Here is an 18,386-nt window from a genome sequence, read left to right as displayed (position 1 = left end):
CGTGTTTCCGTGAGTACGTACGCGCTCGACGCGGTCTTCGCGCCGCGTTCGGTCGCCGTGGTGGGCGCCAGCCCGCGCGAGCGGTCGCTCGGCCGGCTGGTGCTGCAGCAGGTGCGCGAAGGCGGGTTTGCCGGCCCGGTGGGCCTGGTGAACCCGTTCCACCGCGAGATCGAGGGCGTGGCAGCCGCGCCGTCGATCGATGCCCTCGGTTTCCAACCCGACCTGGTGGTGATCGCCACGCCGCCCGGCGAGGTCGCCGCGGTCGTGGCAGCCGCGGCTGCGTGCGGCACCCGTGCGGCGATCGTGCTCACCCGTGGCATGGGCGCCGGCCCGGGTTCTCAGAACGCCGCACTCGAAGCAGTGGCCCGTCCGCTCGGCATGCGCATCGTCGGCCCCAACTGCCTGGGCGTGGTGGCGCCGCATGCCGGGCTGTTCGCGAGCTTTGCCGCGCATCGTCCGCTCGCCGGCGACCTCGCGCTGCTGTCGCAGTCCGGCGCGGTGGCGGCCGGCGTGCTGGAGTGGGCGCATCCGCGCGGCATCGGTTTTTCGGCGGTGGCGTCGCTGGGTGACGCGATCGATGTCGACTTCGCCGACCTGCTCGATTACTTCGCGGTCGACCGCCATACGCGCGCCATCCTGCTGTACCTCGAGGAAGTCCGCGACGCGCGCAAGTTCGTGACCGCGGCGCGCGCCGCCGCACGCGGCAAGCCGGTGGTCGTGGTGCGCCCCGGCCGGCACGTGCCAGCGCCAGTGCACGCGCAGACCCACACCGCGCGCCTGGCCACGCCGGACGCCGCGTATGAAGCCGCGTTCCGCCGCGCCGGCCTGCTGCGCGTGCACGCGCTGGACGAGCTGTTCGCCGCGGTGGAGACGCTGTCGCACCTCGGCGACGTGCCCGGCAAGCGCTTGGCGGTGCTCACCAACGGTGCCGGCGCCGGGATGCTGGCGCTCGACCGCCTCATCGACCTGGGCGGCCAGCCGGCCGCACTGTCGCCCGCGACCGTGCAGCAGCTCGACCGCGCGTATCCGCTCGGCTGGTCGCGCAACAATCCGGTGGACATGCTGGGCGACGCCGACGGCACGCGTTACGCGGCCGGCATGGACGCACTGCTGTCCGATCCCGGCAACGACGCGGTGCTGGTGATGCACGCGCCGACCGTGCTCTCCGATCCTGGCGAGGCCGCGGACGCCGTGGTGCGCACGCTCGCCGCGCGCCCGCGCGGCCTGGTGCGCAAGCCGACGCTGGCGGTGTGGATGGGAGGTGACCCGGAATCGATGGCGAAGCTCGGCGAGGCCGGGATTCCCAGCTACGCCAGCGAGGCCGAAGCCGTGCGCGGCTTCATGTACCTCGTCCGCCATCGCGAAGCGCAGCAGGCGCTGATGGAGACGCCACCGAGCCTGCCCGAGGACTTCGTGGTGGACCGCGGCGCGGCGGATGCGGTGGTGGCCGCCGCGCTGCACGCCGGCGAGGAGTGGCTTGCGCCCGGTGCGGTCGCGACCCTGCTCGAGGCCTACGGCATTCCCTTCGCGCGCGCGCTGCCGGCGGAGGATGCCGACGCCGCCGCGCGCATCGCCGCACCGATGCTGGCCGCCGGCGGCAAGGTGGCGGTCAAGGTGCTGTCGCCGGACATCGCGCACAAGTCGGACGTCGACGGTGTGCGCCTCAACCTCGCCAGCGAAGACGCGGTGCGCGAGGCAGCGGGCGAGGTGATGCGCCGCGCGGCGGCGCGGCGGCCCGAGGCGCGCATCGCGGGCGTGCTGGTGCAGCCGATGGCGCTGCGGCCGAAGGCGCGCGAAGTGCTGGCCGGCATCGCCGACGATCCGGTGTTCGGGCCGGTGGTGGTGTTCGGCCGCGGCGGCACCGCGGTCGAGGTGATCGACGACAAGACCCTCGCCCTGCCGCCGCTCGACCTGCGCCTGGCGCACGAGATGATCGGCCGCACGCGCGTATCGCGCATCCTCAAGGCCTACCGCGACGTACCCGCCGCCGACGAGCGCGCGCTGGCGCTGGTGCTGGTCAAGCTGGCGCAGCTGGCCGCCGACATCCCGGCGGTGCGCGAGGTCGACATCAACCCGCTGCTGGTCGATGCCGACGGCGTGCTGGCGCTGGACGCGCGCGTGGCGGTGTCGGTGTCGCGGCAGCTGCACAAGGGCCGCGGCCACCCGCGCTTCGCGGTGTTCCCGTATCCGAAGGAGCTGGAGCGCACGATGACGCTCGCCGACGGACGCGAGGCGTTCGTGCGCCCGGTGCGCCCCGAGGACGACGCGATGTTCCGGCACTTCTTCGACAAGGTCAGCGCCGAGGATCTGCGCCTGCGCTTCTTCCGCGCGGTGCGCGACTTCAGCCACGATTTCATCGCCCGGCTGGTGCAGCTCGACTACGCGCGTTCGATGGCGCTGGTGGCGGTCGACGCCGGCAGCGGCGAGATGCTTGGCGCAGTGCGCCTGCTGGCCGATGCCAACTACGACCGCGGCGAGTACGGGATCATGGTGCGCTCCGACCTCAAGGGCGCCGGCCTGGGCTGGCGGCTGATGGAGGAGATGGTGGAGGTCGCGCGCTGGATGGGCCTGAAGGTGATCGAGGGCCAGGTGCTGCGCGAAAACAGCACCATGCTGCGCATGTGCCGGCAGCTCGGCTTCAGGGTGGTGCCGGATCCGGACGACGCCACGGTCATGCTGGTCACGCTTCCGGTACCGCATGGGGACCGGGTGCATCCCGCGTGACGCCAAGTGGATGACGGTGTGATGCGCAAGATCCTGCACATCGACATGGACGCGTTCTACGCGTCGGTCGAGCAGCGCGACGATCCCGCCCTGCGCGGGCGCCCCGTGGTCGTGGCCTGGCGCGGCGCGCGCTCGGTGGTGTGCGCGGCGTCGTACGAGGCGCGCGTGTTCGGCGTGCGCTCGGCGATGCCGGCGGTGCGCGCCGAGCGGCTGTGCCCGGACGCGGTGTTCGTGCCGCCGGATTTCACGCGCTACAAGGCGGTCTCCCGGCAGGTGCGCGAGATCTTCCTGCGCCATACCGACCTCGTGCAGCCGCTGTCGCTGGACGAGGCCTACCTCGACGTCACCGCGCCGAAGATCGCCTCGCCGAGCGCCACCGAATCGGCGCGCATGATCCGCGCGGCGATCCGCGACGAGACCGCGCTTACCGCGTCGGCCGGCATCGCGCCCAACAAGTTCCTGGCCAAGATCGCCTCGGACTGGAACAAGCCGGACGGCCAGTTCGTGATCCGCCCGTCGCAGGTCGATGCCTTCCTCGCGCCGCTGCCGGTGGGGCGCATTCCGGGCGTGGGCAAGGTGATGGAGGCGAAGCTTGCCGCGATCGGCGTGGCCACCATGGGCGACCTGCGCGCGTTTGCGGTCGAGGAACTGCAGCTGCGCTTCGGCAGCTTCGGCGCCAGCCTGCACCGGCGTGCGCACGGCATCGACGAGCGGCCGGTGGAACCGGACCAGCCGGTGCAGTCGATCTCGGCCGAAGACACGTTCGCCACCGACCTGCCGCTGGAGGAACTCGAGCCCGCGATCCGCGCGCTGGCGGCCAAGGCCTGGGCGGCAAGCCGCAAGACGGAGCGCGTGGGGCGCACGGTGGTGCTGAAGCTCAAGACCGCGCAGTTCCGCATCCTGACGCGCAGCTACACGCCGGAATCGCCCCCGGCCACCGAAGCCGAATTCACGGCGTTCGCGCTTGCCCTGCGGGAACGCGTCGACCTGCCCGCGTCGACACGCTACCGGCTGGTCGGAGTAGGCCTCGGCGGATTCCGCGAGCCCGGGGTTCTGCCGCGCCAGGCGGCGCTGTTCGATCCGCACTGAGCTCGCCGCGCGGCGGCCGCGGGCGCAGGTCCAGCCACAGGCTGTACGCCGCGGTCAGCGCCGGCAGCAGGTTCTGCAGCACGCCCACCGCGTCCTGCTTTTCCGAGAACAGGAAGTACGACAGCGTCATGGCGCTGCCGCACAGGCTGATGATCCAGAAACTGCGCGGCACCACCGCGCGGCCAGCCTGCCGCGAGGCCGCGAACTGCACCAGCCAGCGCGCGCCGAAGAGCATGGCGCCTATCAGGCCGATCAGCTTCCATGGCGTTACCACGACGCCCGTCCAAGCCAGTGCGGCGATGGTCTCGTTCATGGCATCACTCCTGAGTCCTGCGTTGCGCGTTCGTCGGCGACGGCGCAGGCGCCGCGCCGCAGCAGCCAGAGCACGCCGCGCAGGTCGCTGATGCCGACCAGCGCGCGCCCGAGGTTGTCGTACTTGCTGTGCCCGTGCAGGCGCGGGCGGTGGCCCACCGGCACGCTGAGGGTGCGCCAGCCGGCGCGCTGCATCAGCGCCGGCAGGTAGCGATGCATGTGGTCGAACGCAGGCAGGTCCAGGAACGCATCGCGCGCGAACAGCTTGATGCCGCAGCCGGTATCCGGCGTAGCGTCATTCAGCAGGCGCGCGCGGATCGCGTTGGCGATGCGCGAGGCCACGCGCTTGCTGGCGGAATCCTCGCGCTTCACGCGCCATCCCGCGAACAGGCGCACGTCGTCGGCGGCGGCGGCGCGCGCCTGCAGCAGTCGCGGCAGGTCGGCGGGGTCGTTCTGGCCATCGCCGTCGAGCGTCGCCACCCAGGGCGCGCGCGCGACCCTGACGCCGCTGCGCAGCGCCGCGCTCTGCCCGCTGCGTGCGCGGTGGCGCAGCACGCGCAGGTGCGGGCGCGTCGCCATGCACCTGGCCAGTGCGGTGTCAGTGCCGTCGTCGGAGGCGTCGTCGACGCAGATGATTTCGTAGCTGTCGACGGCGGTGGCAAGCGCCGCGTCGATCTCGTCGATCAGCACCGGCAGGTTGGCGGCCTCGTTGAACGCCGGCACCACGACGCTGAGCGTGGGTGTCCACGGGCCGCGTGCCGGAGGAAGGTTCATATTCATGCGACGCACTCCGAGAACACGTCATGGCGGCGATCGTAGAGCGCGGTGCGCACCTCGAGCAATCCGAGCACAGAATGGAACAGGTCGTCGTGGCTGGCCGGTGAATGGGCCCGCCGGCGCAGGCAAGCGTGGTCCAGGTGGCGCGCCACCGCCATGCCCGGCGACAGCCACGCCAGCATCGGCACCTTCTTCTGCGTGTCGGGTGCGATGGCGTACGGCAGGCCGTGCAGGTAGAGGCCGTTCTCGCCCAGCGATTCACCGTGGTCGGAGACATACAGCAGTGCGCTGTCGCGATCGTCGCGGCGGGCCAGCAGCGCGATGGTGTCCGCCAGCAGGTCGTCGGTGGCGAGCACCGCGTTGTCGTAGCTGTTCACCACCTGGTCGCGGCTGCAAAGGCCGAGGTCGTCGGTGTCGCAGGTCGGCGTGAAGCGCCGCAGGCGCTCCGGCGCGCGGCGGTGATAGGCGGGGCCGTGGTTGCCGACCTGGTGCAGCACGATCACCTGGTCGCCGGGCCAGCGATCGATGGCCGCATCGAGACCATCCAGCAGGACCTCGTCATGACATTCGTGCGCGCCGCAGGTCGCCGCGGCCGTGTCATGCATCGACTCGTAGGCCAGGCCGGTGCAGACGCCCTTGCAGCCGGACTGGTTGTCGCGCCAGGTGCTGTGCACGCCGGAGTGTTCGAGCACATGCAGCAGCGATTCCGAATTCGCCAGGCGCGCCTTGTCGTAACCGTCGCGGCCGTCCGGCGAAAACATGCACGGCAGCGAGACCTCGGTGCTGGTGCCGCAGGCGTCGACGTCGGCGAAATTGATCGCGTCGGACGCGGCCAGCCGCGGCGTGGTCTGCCGCGCGTAGCCGTTCAATCCCCAGTTCTGCGCGCGCACGGTCTCGCCAATCACCAGCACCAGCAGGCGCGGCCGCGCTTCGGGCGGGCGGGCGGCAAGCACGGCGTCGCCGCCGAGCACGCGGCGCAAGCCCTGCATGGCGCCATCGCCACGGGCGATGGTCGCCGCCGCGACGACCAGGTTGCCGGGCGTGATCAGGTGCCGCAGCTCGCGGTTGTTGCGCATCAGTGCCGAGACGTCCTGGAACCCGCCGAGCGCGCTGCCGGCGGCAACCAGCGCCAGCGCCAGCAACCAGCCCAGGCAGGTCAAGCCGGCACGCGCGGGCGTGCGGCGGCGCAGCCGGATGCGCGACAGCACCAGGAGTGGCAGCCCGGCATGCAGCGCCAACGACGGCAGCAGGCCCCAGGCCAGCAGCTCGCCCGCCTCGCGGGCGTCGGTATGCAGCACGTTGCGCACCATGTCGGTGTCGAAATAGATGCCGTACGTGCGCGCGTAGTGGTTGGCCGCGGCGCCCGCCAGCAGCAGCAGCGCGAGCACCGGCTTCGCCAGCGGGCCATGCAGCAGCACGCAGAACAGGAAGGCCTGCAGCGCGAACACCAGCACCAGCAGGCACGCCGCCGCGAGCGCGCCGGATGCGCCGGCCAACGCCCCGGTCGCGAACGCCGAGTGCCAGAACGGCCCGTTGCACGCCAGCACGAAGTACAGGCTGGCCCACAACGCCAGCGATTCCACCGTGATCAGGGGCCGCCAGGTGCGCAGCCGGCCAAGTACATCGTGGCTGCGGCGCAGCGGCAGTGCGACAACGCTCACGCCACCCGCTCCGCCGGCGTGGGCCACAGTGCGGCCACGGTCACGGCGACGGCCCAGCAGAGGGCCAACGACCACAGGTCGTGCGACAGGAAGTGGGCACCGCGCAGCTGCTGGTCGATGCCGAAGACCAGGCCGATCGCCACGCCGATGGCGAGCCCGGTGCGGCGGCCGCTCGGCGCGACGATCGCAAGCAACGCCGGAACGACCGCCCACGGCAGGAGCGCCCAGCCGCCCGGAGCGCGGCTGGCGTACGCGCTGCTCACGGGCGTCGGCATGGTGAGGAAGTCGGGGCGCATCGCTGGCATCAATGTGAATTGCGACGATGATCGCGGCGCGCTTGTCGGAGAGGCGTGGGAGTTAAGTTCGGGCTTCGTTAATCGCCATCCCGGGCGAACGGTGGCGCCTGGCAGTGCGGGTCGATGTCCGTGCCCGCTACCAGCCACCAGTCCTGGCGGCTGGCGCGGCCCATGCGCAGGGCCCGGCCACGGTCCACGCACGGGTTGAGTGCTTCGTCTGGCAGCCACAGCCAGCGCCGTTCGGGGGCCTGGGCGGCCCACGCCGCGGCGTCGCGCCACTGCAGGTGCCAGGGACGTTTGAACCCGAACTCGGTCATCGGGCGCCTGGCCTGCAGGAGATGCTGCTCCCGCCATGCCACGGCGCCGAGTTCGCCGTCCGCGCCAATCCGCGTGTCCACCCGCTGCATCAGCGCGCGGCCCGAGCTCGAGGCGTCCAGCGCCGGCGCGAGCGCCAGCCCGTACGTCGTCCACACCATCGCCGTGAACAGCACGAGTGCAAGCGCGATGCGCCGCCCGCGGAAGACCGCAGCCAGCACCCAGGCACCGGCGCCGAGCACACCGAGCGCCCACAGCAGCGTGCGCATGTCCGCGGGTTCGATGCCACGCGATGCGGCGAGGCGCGCGGCCCAGGCGGCGTCCGCCAGGCCGCTCGTCGCGGCGCCCAGGCACAACGCACCGACCAGCAGCAGCCAGCCGCACAGCAGCCGGCGCACGCCGGCGCGGCGCAGCAGCGCCGGCAGCAGCGGCGCCGCGGTCAGGCACATGGCCGGCAGCGCCGGGAACACGTACACCTCGCGCTTGCCGGGGCTCAGCGAAAAGAACAGCAGCACCAGCGCCGCCCAGCCCAGCAGCAGCACGTAGCGCGGATCGCCGCGGCGCAGCCGCCGCCACCACGCCGGCAGCAGCCACGGCAGCAGCAGCGCGCCCGGCAGCCACAGCGTGGCGATGGTCTGCGCGTAGTACCAGGGCGGCTGCACGTGGTGCCAGGCGTTGACGTAGCGCTCGCCGGTCTGGCGGAAGAGCAGCTCGTGCGCGTAGGCCTGCAGCGCCGGATCCGGGTTGCGCAGCAGCGCGAGGCCGAGCGGTGCCAGCCACACCGCCGCCCCGGCGGCGAACGCGGCAAGCGCGAGCCCCCCATCGCTCGCGACGCGCCTGGTAGGGAGATGCGGCTGGTGCCGCCGGACCCACAGCCACGGCAGCAGCACCAGCAGCGGCAGGAAGCCCACGCCCTTGGTCACCGTGCCCAGTCCCGCGGCGAACATGCCAAGCGCCAGCCAGCGCCGGTCGCGGCCTGCCAGCAGGTGGCGCAGCAACGCGCACAGCGAAAGGGTGGTCAGCGCCACCAGCACCATGTCGATCTGCGCACGCTTGGCCTGCAGGCCGAACTGCAGGCACACGAACAGCGCGCCCATTGCCCAGGGCGCGTACCGCTGCGACCACAGCCGTCCCGCGGCGGCATGTACCAGCGCCAGCGTTGCCAGTGCCGCGAGCAGCGACGGCAGCAGGAACGCCACGCGCCAGTCGCGGACGACAGTCCAGCTGGCGGCCTGCATCCACATGAATACCGGGGGCTTCTCGGCGTAGGCTTCGTGGCCGCGGCGCGGCACCAGCCAGTCGCCGCTGTCCACCATGGCGCGTGCCGCCAGCGCGAACCGCGGTTCGTCGGGGGGCGACGGGTCGCGCAGGCCGATGCCGGCGCCGAGCGCGAGCAGGATCAGCAGGGCCAGGAGCCAGGTGCGCGCGTGTCTTGGGGCGGGAGGCAATGGCGGCATGCCGCGGATGCTACCGCCGACACGTGGGAGAATCGTCGGAATCGCGGCGTTCCGACGCCGCTCCGACGTGGCGGCGCGCAGGCTGCCGTGATTTCCGGAGCTCCGCATGCATTTGCTGGTCGTGGAGGACAACCGCAACCTGGTCGCCAATCTCTTCGATTATTTCGAAGCCCGCGGCCACATGCTCGACGCGGCGCCCGATGGCCCCACCGGACTGCACCTGGCCGGGCACCACGCGTACGACGCCATCGTCCTCGACTGGATGCTGCCGCGCCTCGACGGGCCGGAAGTGCTGCGCCGCTTGCGCGAGGACGGCAGCGACGTGCCGGTGCTGATGCTGACCGCGCGCGACGAACTGCCCGACAAGATCATCGGCTTCCGCGCCGGTGCCGACGACTACCTGACCAAGCCGTTCGCGTTGCCGGAACTCGAGGTGCGCCTGGAGGCACTGGTGGCGCGTGCCACCGGCCGCGGGCGCAGGCGGGTCCTCGAGGTCGCCGACCTCAAGCTGGACCTCGCCACGCTGGAGGCCACGCGCGGTGGCCGCGTGCTGCACCTCTATCCGGCCTGCCGCAAGCTGCTGGAAGTGCTGATGCGCGCCAGCCCCGCGGCGGTGACCCGCGACCGCCTGGAGCACGCGCTCTGGGGCGACGATCCGCCCGATGGCGACATGCTGCGTTCGCACGTCTACGAGCTGCGACGCAGCGTCGACGAACCCTTCGAGCGCAAGCTGATCCATACCCTGCCGCGCGTCGGCTATCGCATCGCCGAGCTGTCGGCAGAAGGTGGTGACGGATGACGGCGCGCAGCAGCCTGCGCAGTCGTCTGACTTGGTCGCTGGTCGGCTACGTCCTGCTGCTGTCACTGACGGTGCTGGCGCACGGGCTGGTCGTCAACGAGCGCGCCGAAGCACTGGTCTGGGAATCACTGCTGGAGGCGGAGTTCGATCATCTCATCGCGCGCAGCGGCGACCCGGGCTACCACTGGAACGACACCGACACGTTGTCACTCTACGAAGCGCCGACCAGGCCGCTGCCCCCGGAGCTGGCAGCACTCGGGCCCGGCCTGCACGACGAGGTGAAGCTCGACGGTGTCGACCACGTGCTGATGGTGCGTGACATCGGCGGCCGGCGGCTGGCGCTTGCGCTGAACATCACCGACCTCGAGCGGCGAGAGCGCGAGCTGGGAATGAGCATGCTGGCCTCCGCGCTGCTGGTGGCGATGCTGCTGGGGGTGTTCGCGGCGTGGGGCGCGGGCCGGCTGGTGCGGCCGCTGGCCGACCTTGCCGGACAGATCGCGCGCTTGCGCCCGGGGCGCGCGGAGGCGCGGGTCACGGTGCCGGACGCGGCGACCAGCGAGCTGGTGGTGATCGCCGACGCGGTCAACGGCTACCTCGCGCGCAACGCCGAGTTCGTCGAGCGCGAGCGCGCGTTCATCGACAGCGCCAGCCACGAACTGCGCACGCCGATCGCGGTGATCGCCGGCGCGGCGGAGCTCGCGTCGGCGCAGCCGGGCGTGCCGCCCAAGGCGCTGGAGAAGCTGCAGCGCATCCACCGCACCACCCGCGACATGGAGCGGCTGATCTCGCTGCTGCTGGTGCTGGCCAAGGAGCCGGCGCGGTTGGCGCGGGCCAACGACCGCATCGCGCTCGGCGAGCTGCTTCCGGAAATCGTCGAGGACCACCGGCCCATGGCCCTGGCCAAGGGCCTGCAGCTGGTGCTCGCGGAAGGGCCGCCGTGCGAGCTGCTGGCCCCGGCGCCGGTGGTGCAGGCCGCGATCGGCAACCTGTTGCGCAATGCCATCGAGAACAGCGGTGGCGGCGTGATCCACATCCGGCTGCGGGCGGACGCGGTGGTCGAGATCGACGATCCCGGCCAGGGCATGTCGCCGGAGGAAATCAGTGCCGTGTACGCGCGCGCCGCGCGTGGCGGCACGCGCGATGGCGGCGGCATCGGCCTCGACCTGATCACCCGGCTGTGCGCGCACCTGGGCTGGGGGCTCGCGATCGATTCGCGCCCCGGCGAGGGCACCACCGCCCGCCTGGATCTGGGCGCGTCACGGGTGCCGTCCGGCGCGGTGTAGGCTTCGGTGCTGCGTCGGCCCCCCAACCGGCGAGGTGCGCGACATGCAATTCGCCTGGCCCCTGGTGCTGTTCGATCTCGATGGCACCCTGGTCGACAGCGCCGCCGACATTGCCGAAGCGGTCAACCGCACGCTCGACGAGCTGGGCCATCCGCGCCAGCCGGAAGCGATGGTGCGCAGCTGGATCGGCCTCGGCACGCGCGTGCTGATGGAGAGCGCGCTGCAGCATGTCGCCAGCCGCACGCCGGTGGATGAGGTGCTGCCGCGGCTGATGCGCCATTACGGCGACTGCCTGCTGCTGCAGGCGCGCCTGTATCCCGGCACCGTGGAGACGCTGGACGCACTGCACGCCGACGGCGTGGCCATGGCGATCTGCACCAACAAGCCCGAACGCTACGTGCGCCCGCTGCTCGAGGCGATGGGCATTGCCCACCGCTTCGACGGCATCGTCGGCGGCGATACGCTCGCCGAGCGCAAGCCGCACGCGATGCCGCTGCTGCACCTGGCGGAACGGCACGGGCGTGGCGTGGACGAATGCCTGATGGTCGGCGACTCCGAGGCCGATGCCGCCGCCGCGCACGCCGCCGGCATGGACCTCGTGCTGCTGCGCCACGGCTACCCGCGCGACTTCGACCTGGAGCGCGCGGGCGCGGTGGCGGTGCTGGATGGTCTGGAGGGGTTGCTCGCGCTCCGCGGCTGACGGCAACCCCGCGGCAACCCGCGGTCAGGGCCGCTGCTGGTAGCGCAGCGTCAACCCGTATTCCCGCCCCGGCTGGTTGAACCAGGCGATCGTTTCGTATTCGCGGTCGAACACGTTGGCCACCCGCGCCTGCAGCGTCCACTCGCTGCTGATCGCGTACTCCACGCGCAGGTCGAGGGTGCCGTAGCCGCCGAGGCGCGCGCTGTTGGCGGCATCGTCGTAGCGCGCGCCGTTGCCGAAGCCGCTCATGCCGATGCGGAACGCGCCCAGCGCGCGGTCGATGTCGACGCGCGCGGTGTTGCGCGAGCGGCGCGGCAGCAGGTTGCCGTGGTTGCTTCCGACACTGCGGTTGCGCGGGTCGATGTGGCTCAGCTCGGCGTTGAGGTCCCAGCCGGCCAGCGACATGAAGCCGGTCAGTTCGGCGCCGCGGATGCGTGCCTCGTCGACGTTCACCAGGGCAAACGCCGTGTCGTAGCCGATCAGCTCCTCGATGTCGGTCTGGAACGCGTTGACGGTCCAGTTCCAGCCCTCGCCGAACTGCGCCAGCCCGAGGTTCACGGTCTGCGATTCCTCCGGCTCGAGGTGCGGATTGCCCCAGCCGCCGGGGTAGTACAGGTCGTTGAAGGTCGGCACCTTGAAGCCCGTGCCGGCGCTGGCGGTGAGGCGCATGCCGTTGGCGAACTTCAGGCCGTAGCCGACGCTGCCGGTGGCGTGGCCGCCGAACTGCTGGTTGTCGTCGTGGCGCAGGCTCGCTTCGTAGCTGTGCGCGCCGCTGCCGCCCTGGTAGGCGAGGAACAGGCCGGCGTTGTCGCGGCTGTCGACGGTGAAGCCGGTGCTGCCGGTCACGCGATCACGCATCCAGTCGACGCCGGCGCTGAGGAGGTGCGTTTCGGCCAGAGTGAAGTCGCCCTGCACCGAGGCGGTGTCGCGACGGGTGTCGAAGGTGCTGGCGTAGCTGCGCGTGCCCGTGGCGTGATCGAAGAAGTGGCTCTCGGCCTGGTCGTCGGCGCGGCCGATGCGGACATTCACGTCCGTGCGCGCGTCCGGGCGCCAGCCGAGGCGGGCGCCGAACACCTGCTGGCGGTTGTCGGCCTCGTTGCCGCCGAAGACGGTGCCGTCGTATTCGTTGAAGGCGTCGGCGACCAGCGCGTGGCCTTCCAGCTCCACGGTTTCGCCAATGCTGCCGCCGCCGCGCACGCTCAGCGAGGCGTTGCGGTAGCCGTCGCGGTCGGGTTCGTCGGCGTAGCAGCCCGCGCCCCAGCCGACGGCGGTGCCGCGGCAGGAGTCGATGCCGTCGGTGCGCTGCCACGCACCCTGCGCCTGGAACCAGCCGCGCTCACCGGTGTGGCCGATGCCGGCGCTGGCCTGGCGCAGGTGGTTGCTGCCGATGCCAAGGCTGAGGTTGCTGCGCGTGCCGGCGCCGGCGCGGCGCGTGAACACCTGGATCACGCCGCCGATGGCCTCGGAGCCGTACAGGCTGGAACGTGGGCCGCGCACGATTTCCACGCGGTCGATCTGGTCGAGCGGCAGGTCCTGGAACGACGCCATGCCGGCCGAGGCCGAGCCGATGCGCACGCCGTCCACCAGCACCAGCACGTGGTCGGATTCCGTTCCGCGCACGAACAGCGACGACAGCTTGCCGGGGCCACCCTGGTTGGCGAGGTTGATGCCGGCGCGGCCGCGCAGCAGTTCCTGGAGGGAGGTCGCCTGGCTGCGCTCGATGGCGGCGCGGTCGAGCACCTGCACCGGCACGTTGCTGTCCTCGGCGTTGATCGCGGTGCGGGTGGCGGTGACCACGATGGTGTCGAGGTCGGTGGACTGGATGGCGCCGGCGGCGAACGCCGCGGGTGACAGGGCCAGGGCAACGGCAAGGGTCGAGATTCGGTACTGCGGTTTCATGCGTGTCTCCATGCGTCGCGCACGCCCGCGCGACAGTGTCGTGGAGGTTGCGGGCAGGGAGCGGGGACGGAAGGAGACGTGGCGAGGCACGGCGCACTGCCGCCGCAACGCCCTCCGCGTCACAACCAGTCGTCTTTCGGGCCGGTCTCCGGGCTCGCGGGCGGAGCGATGCAGCCGCTCCAGCCCCGGCGCCTTCCCGTGCGTTGCACAGTGGCGGTTTGCCGGGGTGTTCCACGCTTACCGTTGCGGGGGCAGCGCCGGAGTGCTTCGCACGCCTTGGTGGCGGGCGGAAGGTCACCGGCTTCCCGTTTCAACCGTTGGGGGAAGCCCCGCGGGTCACCAGAAAGTGCGCGCAGTCTACGGCATCGCGCCGTCGTCGTCCTGCATCATCGTGGTGGTCACCGGCCCCGCCGGCGGACGGTTGCGCGGCGCAGGCAGCTGCGCGATCGCCTCTTCGGCGGCCGCCACCAGCTCCACGCGGCGCGCATCCGGCACGTCCTGCCAGTGGCAGTCGCACAGCGCGCCCTCGAGCGAATACAGCAGGTTGAGGCTGGGCTTGAAGCCGGCGCGCTTGATGCGCATGAAGGCGTCCAGCGGCCCGGCGGCGATCAGGTCCTCGGGAGTGCGCAGCCCGACCTGGCGCAGCCACGCGGCCGACTTCGGGCCGATGTTGCGCATCTTGAGCGGCGGTGGCGCGCTCATTGCCCCATGGTTTCCAGATACACGGCGGCGATCTCCTCGAGTCCCCTCTGGTCAGTAACGTCAAACCGGCCGGGAACCGGACTGTCGAGGTCGAACACCCCGACCAGCGCGCCGTCGTGGAACAGCGGCACCACCAGCTCCGAGCGTGATGCGGCGTCGCAGGCAATATGGCCGGGGAAGGCCTCGACGTCGTCGACGCGCTGGGTGAGCGCGGTGCGCGCCGCGGCGCCGCACACGCCGCGGTCGAGCGGAATGCGCACGCAGGCCGGCTGCCCCTGGAACGGACCGACCACCAGTTCGGTGCCGTCGAAGAAGTAGAAACCGACCCAGTTGAGGTCCGGCAGCGCGTGGTAGACCAGCGCCGAGAGGTTGGCGGCATTGGCGATGCGGTCGCGTTCGCCGGCCAGCAGTGCGCGTGCCTGCGCGACGAGCTGCGCGTACTGCTCCGGCTTGTCGCCGCTTAGAATCTGCGAGGTGAACATGACAGCGAGTGTAGCGCGCCGTGTGCTGGTGACCGGCACCGACACCGGCGTGGGAAAGAGCGTTGCCAGCGTCGCGCTGCTGCATGCGCTGCGTGCCCGCGGGCTGCGCGTACGCGGCATGAAGCCGGTGGCCGCTGGCTGCGATGCGACATCGCACGGCCTGCGCAACGAGGACGCGCTGGCCCTCCAGGCCGCCAGCGACCCGCCCGCGGCCTACGCCGACGTGAACCCGTGGGCGCTGCCCGAGCCGACCGCACCACAGCTGGCGGCACGCGCGGCGGGGGTCGTGGTCGCGTTGCCGCCGATCGCGGCGGCCTACGCGCGGCTCGCGGCGGAGGCCGACGTGGTGGTCGTGGAGGGCGCCGGTGGCTGGCTCTCGCCGCTGGCCGACGGCATCGAGCATGCCGACCTCGCGCGCGCGCTGCAGCTGCCGGTGCTGCTGGTGGTCGGGCTGCGCCTGGGCTGCCTCAGCCATGCGCGGCTGAGCGCCCGGGCAATCATCGGCGACGGCTGCAGGCTGCTCGGCTGGGTGGGTTGCGCCGTGGATCCCGGGTTCGCCCGCGGCGACGCCTACCTCGACCTGCTGCGCGACGCGCTGCCCGTGCCGTGCCTGGGGGTGGTGCCGCACGCTGGCGCGGTGCCGGACCCGGGCGTGTTGGCGGGCAGCCTGCACGCCGCGGCCGCCGCCGTCGCCGGCGACTGACCCGCGGCGCCTGCGTCAGGCCTCATGCGGCAGCGGCTGCATGCCCGCGTCGCCCGCCGCATCGGGTTGCGCGGCAGCGCCTGCGCGGTGGTCGCGCGCCAGGTACAGGTAGAACGCCGGCAGCACGAACAGGGTGAACGTGGTCCCGATGGTCATGCCCGCGGCGATCACCACGCCCATTGAAAAGCGTGCCGACGCGCCCGGGCCGCTGGCGATCAGCAGCGGGATCATCGCGAACACCAGCGCAGCGGTGGTCATCAGCACCGGGCGCAGGCGGATGGCCGTGGCCTCCTCGATCGCCTCGCGCTTCGACAGGCCGCGCTCGGCCTGCAGCTTGTTGGCGAACTCGACGATCAGGATGCCGTGCTTGGAGATCACGCCGACCAGCGTGACCAGGCCCACCTGGGTGTAGATGTTGATGCTCATGCCCGGGAAGGCCTCGATGCCCGAGAACTGCAGGATGCCCGCCACCATCGCCAGCACGTTGAGCACCAGCAGCGCGCCGCAGATCGCCATCGGCACGGTGATCAGCATGATCAGCGCGTCGCGGAAGCTCTCGAACTGCGCCGACAGCACCAGGAAGATCACGATCAGCGCGAACGCCAGCGTCACCAGCATCGTGGCGCCCTCCTGCTTGAACTGGCGCGACTCGCCGGCGAAGTCGACGCTGTAGCCCTGCGGCAGCACCTCGGCCGCGGCGTCCTCGAGCACGCGCAGCGCCTCGCCCTTGCTCACGCCGGGACGCGGCGCGAAGGTGATGCCCACCGAATTCAGCTGCTGGAAGCGCTTCAGCGACTGCGGCTGCGTGCTCTCCTCGAGCGTGACGATGGTCGACAGCGGGATCAGCCGGCCGTCGCGGGTGCGCGTGTAGTAGTTGCCCAGCTGTTCGGCATTGAGGCGGTCGCTGCGCTGCACCTGCGGGATCACACGGTACGAGCGGTTCGCCATCGCGAAACGATTCACGTAGGCGCCGGCCAGCATCGCCGACATGTCCGCCGCCAGGGTGCGCATGTCGATGCCGAGCGTGGCGGCCTTGTCGCGGTCGATGTGCACCTCGATGCGCGGCTTGTCGATCTTCAGGTCGGTGTCGAGGAAGATGAAGCGGCGACTCGCGTTGGCACGCTCGACGATGGCATCGGCGAGCTCCTTCAGCTGCTCCAGCGAACCGATGCCCGACACCAGGAATTCACCGCCGCCGTCGCCACCCGCGCTCGGCAGCGAGGGCGGGATGACGGCGAAGGTATTGAGGCCGGTGACGCTGGCAAGCTTCGGCTGCAGGTCCTGCTGCAGCACCTGGTTGGTCGAGCGTTCGCGCTGGCTCCAGGGCTTGAGGACGAAGCCGGCGATGGCACTGTTGCTGGCCCCGCCGCCGCCGCCGAAGCCGCCGTTGAACAGGAAGAAGTCGCCGACTTCCGGCACGTCGCGTGCCATCGCCGTCATCTCTTCGGTGTAGCGCTCCACGTAGTCGAGCGTGGTGTAGGCGTCGGCGCTGCCGATGGCGAAGATGAAACCCTCGTCCTCGACCGGCGCCGGCTCCTTGGGCGCCACCACGTACAGCAGCACGCAGGACACCAGCACGATCGCGCCGAACACCGCGATCACGCCCCTGGTCGCCAGTGCGCCGTGCAGGCGCCGCTGGTAGCCGTGGCGCAGGCGCTCGAAGCGGGTGTCCAGCCACGACTCGAGCCGGCCCTTGCCGCCCGCGCCGTGCGGCTTGAGGATCTTCGCGCACATCATCGGCGTGAGCGTCAGCGCGATCACGCCCGACAGCAGCACCGCGCCAGCGAGCGTGAACGCGAACTCGGTGAACAGCACGCCGGTCAGGCCGCCCTGGAAGCCGATCGGCAGGTACACGGCCACCAGCGTGGTGGTCATCGCCACCACCGGCCAGGCCAGCTCGCGCGCACCCTTGAGCGCGGCGTCCTTCGGCGCCATGCCCTCCTCGATGTGGCGGTGGATGTTCTCGAGCACGATGATCGCGTCGTCCACCACGATGCCGATCGCCAGCACCATTGCCAGCAACGTCAGCAGGTTGATGGTGAAGCCCATCAGCAGCATCAGGAACAGGGCGCCGATGAGCGACAGCGGCACCGTCACCGCCGGGATCAACACGCTGCGCAACGAGCCGAGGAACAGGAAGATCACCACGATCACGATGACGATCGCTTCCACGATGGTGGTGATGACCTCGTTGATCGCGTCCTGGATCGCCTCGGTGCTGTCGTAGGGGATGGTGCCCTCGATGCCCTCGGGCAGCTGCGGGATGATCTCCTCGTCCCAGACGCGGCGCACCTCGGCGATCACGTCGAGCGAGTTGGCGTCGGGCGAGACGAAGATGCCCATGAAGGTGGCCGCATCGCCGTTGATGCGCACCGAGGAACCGTAGTTCTCGGAGCCGAGTTCGACATCGGCCACGTCGCCCAGGCGCACGATCGCATCGCCCTCCTCGCGCACCACCAGCGCGCGGAATTCCTCCGGCGTGCGCAGGTCGGTACGCGCGGTGAGGTCGATGCTGACCATCTGCCCCTTGGTGGAGCCCAGTGCGGAGAGCACGTTGTTCGAGCGCAGCGCGGCCTGCACGTCGCTGGCCGTCACCTGCAGCGCGGTCATGCGGTCGGGCTTCAGCCACACGCGCATGGCGAAGGCGCCGGAGCCGTAGATGTCGGCGCGCTGCACGCCTTCGATGGTGGCGATGCGCGGCTCGACGGCGCGCGTCAGGTAGTCGGTGATCTGGTTGTCGCTGAGGCGGTCGCTGGCGAACGACACGTACATCGCCGCCACCTGCTGGCCCTGCTGCAGGTCGATCACCGGGTCCTCGGACTCCTCCGGCAGCTGGCCGCGCAGCTTGTTCACCTTGGCGGCGATCTGGGTCAGCGCCTCGTTGGCGTCGGCGTCGAGGCGGATGTAGGCCTGGATGGTGCTCGCGCCCGCTGCGCTGCTCGACACCAGGTAGTCGATGCCTTCGGCGCTGGCGACCTCGCGCTCGAGCGGCGTGGTGATGAAGCCCTGGATGAGGTCGGCGTCGGCGCCGAAGTAGGTGGTGCTGACGGTGACCACCGCATTCTGCAGCTCGGGATACTGGCGCACGTTGAGTTCGGAGAACGCGCGCAGGCCGAGCAGCAGGATGAACAGGCTGACCACCGTGGCCAGCACCGGCTTGTTGACGAAGATGTCGGTGAACGTCATC

At 71.2% G+C, this 18,386-nt stretch carries 13 protein-coding genes, 2 pseudogenes and 1 riboswitch; of the genes and pseudogenes, 6 read left to right on the top strand and 9 right to left on the bottom strand.

What is annotated here, in order from left to right; genetic code table 11:
- Nucleotides 1-9: 9 nt before the first annotated feature.
- Together JHB91_RS08250 and dinB are read left to right on the top strand one after the other, a co-directional pair.
- A complete protein-coding gene (locus JHB91_RS08250; RefSeq protein WP_199472371.1) occupies nucleotides 10-2,724 on the top strand; it encodes a bifunctional acetate--CoA ligase family protein/GNAT family N-acetyltransferase in 2,715 nt (904 codons plus the stop codon).
- A gap of 21 nt (nucleotides 2,725-2,745) precedes the next feature.
- A complete protein-coding gene (dinB, locus tag JHB91_RS08245) occupies nucleotides 2,746-3,813 on the top strand; it encodes a DNA polymerase IV (protein ID WP_199472370.1) in 1,068 nt (355 codons plus the stop codon).
- Nucleotides 3,814-3,829: 16 nt separating this feature from the next.
- Here the strand turns inward: dinB and JHB91_RS08240 are convergent.
- The 5 genes and pseudogenes from JHB91_RS08240 to JHB91_RS08220 all read right to left on the bottom strand — a co-directional run.
- Nucleotides 3,830-4,126: pseudogene (locus tag JHB91_RS08240) on the bottom strand (lipid-A-disaccharide synthase N-terminal domain-containing protein); the annotation flags it as partial.
- Nucleotides 4,123-4,899, bottom strand: coding sequence for a glycosyltransferase family 2 protein (locus tag JHB91_RS08235; RefSeq protein ID WP_199472697.1), 777 nt, complete (start codon nucleotides 4,897-4,899; stop codon nucleotides 4,123-4,125). The pseudogene JHB91_RS08240 and the gene JHB91_RS08235, both read right to left, overlap by 4 nt.
- Nucleotides 4,900-4,901: 2 nt before the next feature.
- A complete protein-coding gene (locus JHB91_RS08230) occupies nucleotides 4,902-6,563 on the bottom strand; it encodes a phosphoethanolamine--lipid A transferase (protein ID WP_343225072.1) in 1,662 nt (553 codons plus the stop codon).
- A pseudogene (locus JHB91_RS13945) lies at nucleotides 6,560-6,745 on the bottom strand (hypothetical protein); the annotation flags it as partial. The pseudogene JHB91_RS13945 and the gene JHB91_RS08230, both read right to left, overlap by 4 nt.
- A 191-nt stretch (nucleotides 6,746-6,936) precedes the next feature.
- Nucleotides 6,937-8,631, bottom strand: coding sequence for a glycosyltransferase family 39 protein (locus JHB91_RS08220; protein ID WP_199472368.1), 1,695 nt, complete (start codon nucleotides 8,629-8,631; stop codon nucleotides 6,937-6,939).
- Nucleotides 8,632-8,737: 106 nt separating this feature from the next.
- On the opposite strand from JHB91_RS08220, the gene JHB91_RS08215 reads away from it, so the two are divergent.
- From JHB91_RS08215 to gph, 3 genes are read left to right on the top strand one after another with little or no spacing between them, the layout of a single operon-like run.
- A complete protein-coding gene (locus JHB91_RS08215) occupies nucleotides 8,738-9,430 on the top strand; it encodes a response regulator transcription factor (protein ID WP_199472367.1) in 693 nt (230 codons plus the stop codon).
- Nucleotides 9,427-10,713, top strand: coding sequence for a HAMP domain-containing sensor histidine kinase (locus JHB91_RS08210; protein ID WP_199472366.1), 1,287 nt, complete (start codon nucleotides 9,427-9,429; stop codon nucleotides 10,711-10,713). The genes JHB91_RS08215 and JHB91_RS08210 overlap by 4 nt, the downstream gene beginning before the upstream one ends.
- 43 nt (nucleotides 10,714-10,756) lie before the next feature.
- Complete coding sequence (gph, locus tag JHB91_RS08205) at nucleotides 10,757-11,413, top strand: phosphoglycolate phosphatase (protein WP_199472365.1); 657 nt, start codon at nucleotides 10,757-10,759, stop codon at nucleotides 11,411-11,413.
- A 24-nt stretch (nucleotides 11,414-11,437) separates the two neighbouring features.
- Here gph and btuB read toward each other — a convergent pair whose 3' ends face one another.
- The 3 genes from btuB to JHB91_RS08190 all read right to left on the bottom strand — a co-directional run bounded on the left by btuB (nucleotide 11,438) and on the right by JHB91_RS08190 (nucleotide 14,496).
- Nucleotides 11,438-13,312 (bottom strand): TonB-dependent vitamin B12 receptor, encoded by a 1,875-nt coding sequence (gene btuB / locus JHB91_RS08200; protein ID WP_199472364.1) that lies wholly within the window; start codon nucleotides 13,310-13,312, stop codon nucleotides 11,438-11,440.
- 121 nt (nucleotides 13,313-13,433) lie between these two features.
- A riboswitch (cobalamin riboswitch) is annotated at nucleotides 13,434-13,671 on the bottom strand.
- Nucleotides 13,670-14,014: a TfoX/Sxy family protein gene (locus JHB91_RS08195; RefSeq protein WP_199472363.1), complete on the bottom strand. Its 345-nt coding sequence runs from the start codon at nucleotides 14,012-14,014 to the stop codon at nucleotides 13,670-13,672. It overlaps the preceding riboswitch by 2 nt.
- Nucleotides 14,011-14,496, bottom strand: coding sequence for a GAF domain-containing protein (locus JHB91_RS08190; RefSeq protein WP_199374835.1), 486 nt, complete (start codon nucleotides 14,494-14,496; stop codon nucleotides 14,011-14,013). Before JHB91_RS08190 ends, JHB91_RS08195 begins: the two co-directional genes overlap by 4 nt.
- On the opposite strand from JHB91_RS08190, the gene bioD reads away from it, so the two are divergent.
- A complete protein-coding gene (bioD, locus tag JHB91_RS08185; protein ID WP_199472362.1) occupies nucleotides 14,495-15,199 on the top strand; it encodes a dethiobiotin synthase in 705 nt (234 codons plus the stop codon). The two genes, JHB91_RS08190 and bioD, sit on opposite strands and share 2 nt — an antisense overlap.
- A 15-nt stretch (nucleotides 15,200-15,214) precedes the next feature.
- Here the strand turns inward: bioD and JHB91_RS08180 are convergent, their stop codons facing one another.
- Nucleotides 15,215-18,385 (bottom strand): efflux RND transporter permease subunit, encoded by a 3,171-nt coding sequence (locus JHB91_RS08180; RefSeq protein WP_199472361.1) that lies wholly within the window; start codon nucleotides 18,383-18,385, stop codon nucleotides 15,215-15,217.
- Between the last annotated feature and the right edge of the window lies 1 nt (nucleotide 18,386).

It is taken from the genome of Luteimonas sp. MC1828 (genome assembly GCF_016461615.1).
Classification (GTDB): domain Bacteria; phylum Pseudomonadota; class Gammaproteobacteria; order Xanthomonadales; family Xanthomonadaceae; genus Luteimonas.
This window is presented reverse-complemented; position numbering and strand designations above follow the sequence as displayed.

Bases quoted from the DNA above. Each gene is read 5' to 3' on its own strand.
- gph (WP_199472365.1), top strand. From the start codon at position 10,757: ATGCAATTCGCCTGGCCCCTGGTGCTGTTCGATCTCGATGGCACCCTG.
- dinB (WP_199472370.1), top strand. From the start codon at position 2,746: ATGCGCAAGATCCTGCACATCGACATGGACGCGTTCTACGCGTCGGTC.
- JHB91_RS08180 (WP_199472361.1), bottom strand. From the start codon at position 18,385: ATGACGTTCACCGACATCTTCGTCAACAAGCCGGTGCTGGCCACGGTG.
- JHB91_RS08215 (WP_199472367.1), top strand. From the start codon at position 8,738: ATGCATTTGCTGGTCGTGGAGGACAACCGCAACCTGGTCGCCAATCTC.
- JHB91_RS08235 (WP_199472697.1), bottom strand. From the start codon at position 4,899: ATGAACCTTCCTCCGGCACGCGGCCCGTGGACACCCACGCTCAGCGTC.
- JHB91_RS08220 (WP_199472368.1), bottom strand. From the start codon at position 8,631: ATGCCGCCATTGCCTCCCGCCCCAAGACACGCGCGCACCTGGCTCCTG.
- JHB91_RS08195 (WP_199472363.1), bottom strand. From the start codon at position 14,014: ATGAGCGCGCCACCGCCGCTCAAGATGCGCAACATCGGCCCGAAGTCG.
- JHB91_RS08210 (WP_199472366.1), top strand. From the start codon at position 9,427: ATGACGGCGCGCAGCAGCCTGCGCAGTCGTCTGACTTGGTCGCTGGTC.
- bioD (WP_199472362.1), top strand. From the start codon at position 14,495: ATGACAGCGAGTGTAGCGCGCCGTGTGCTGGTGACCGGCACCGACACC.
- JHB91_RS08190 (WP_199374835.1), bottom strand. From the start codon at position 14,496: ATGTTCACCTCGCAGATTCTAAGCGGCGACAAGCCGGAGCAGTACGCG.
- btuB (WP_199472364.1), bottom strand. From the start codon at position 13,312: ATGAAACCGCAGTACCGAATCTCGACCCTTGCCGTTGCCCTGGCCCTG.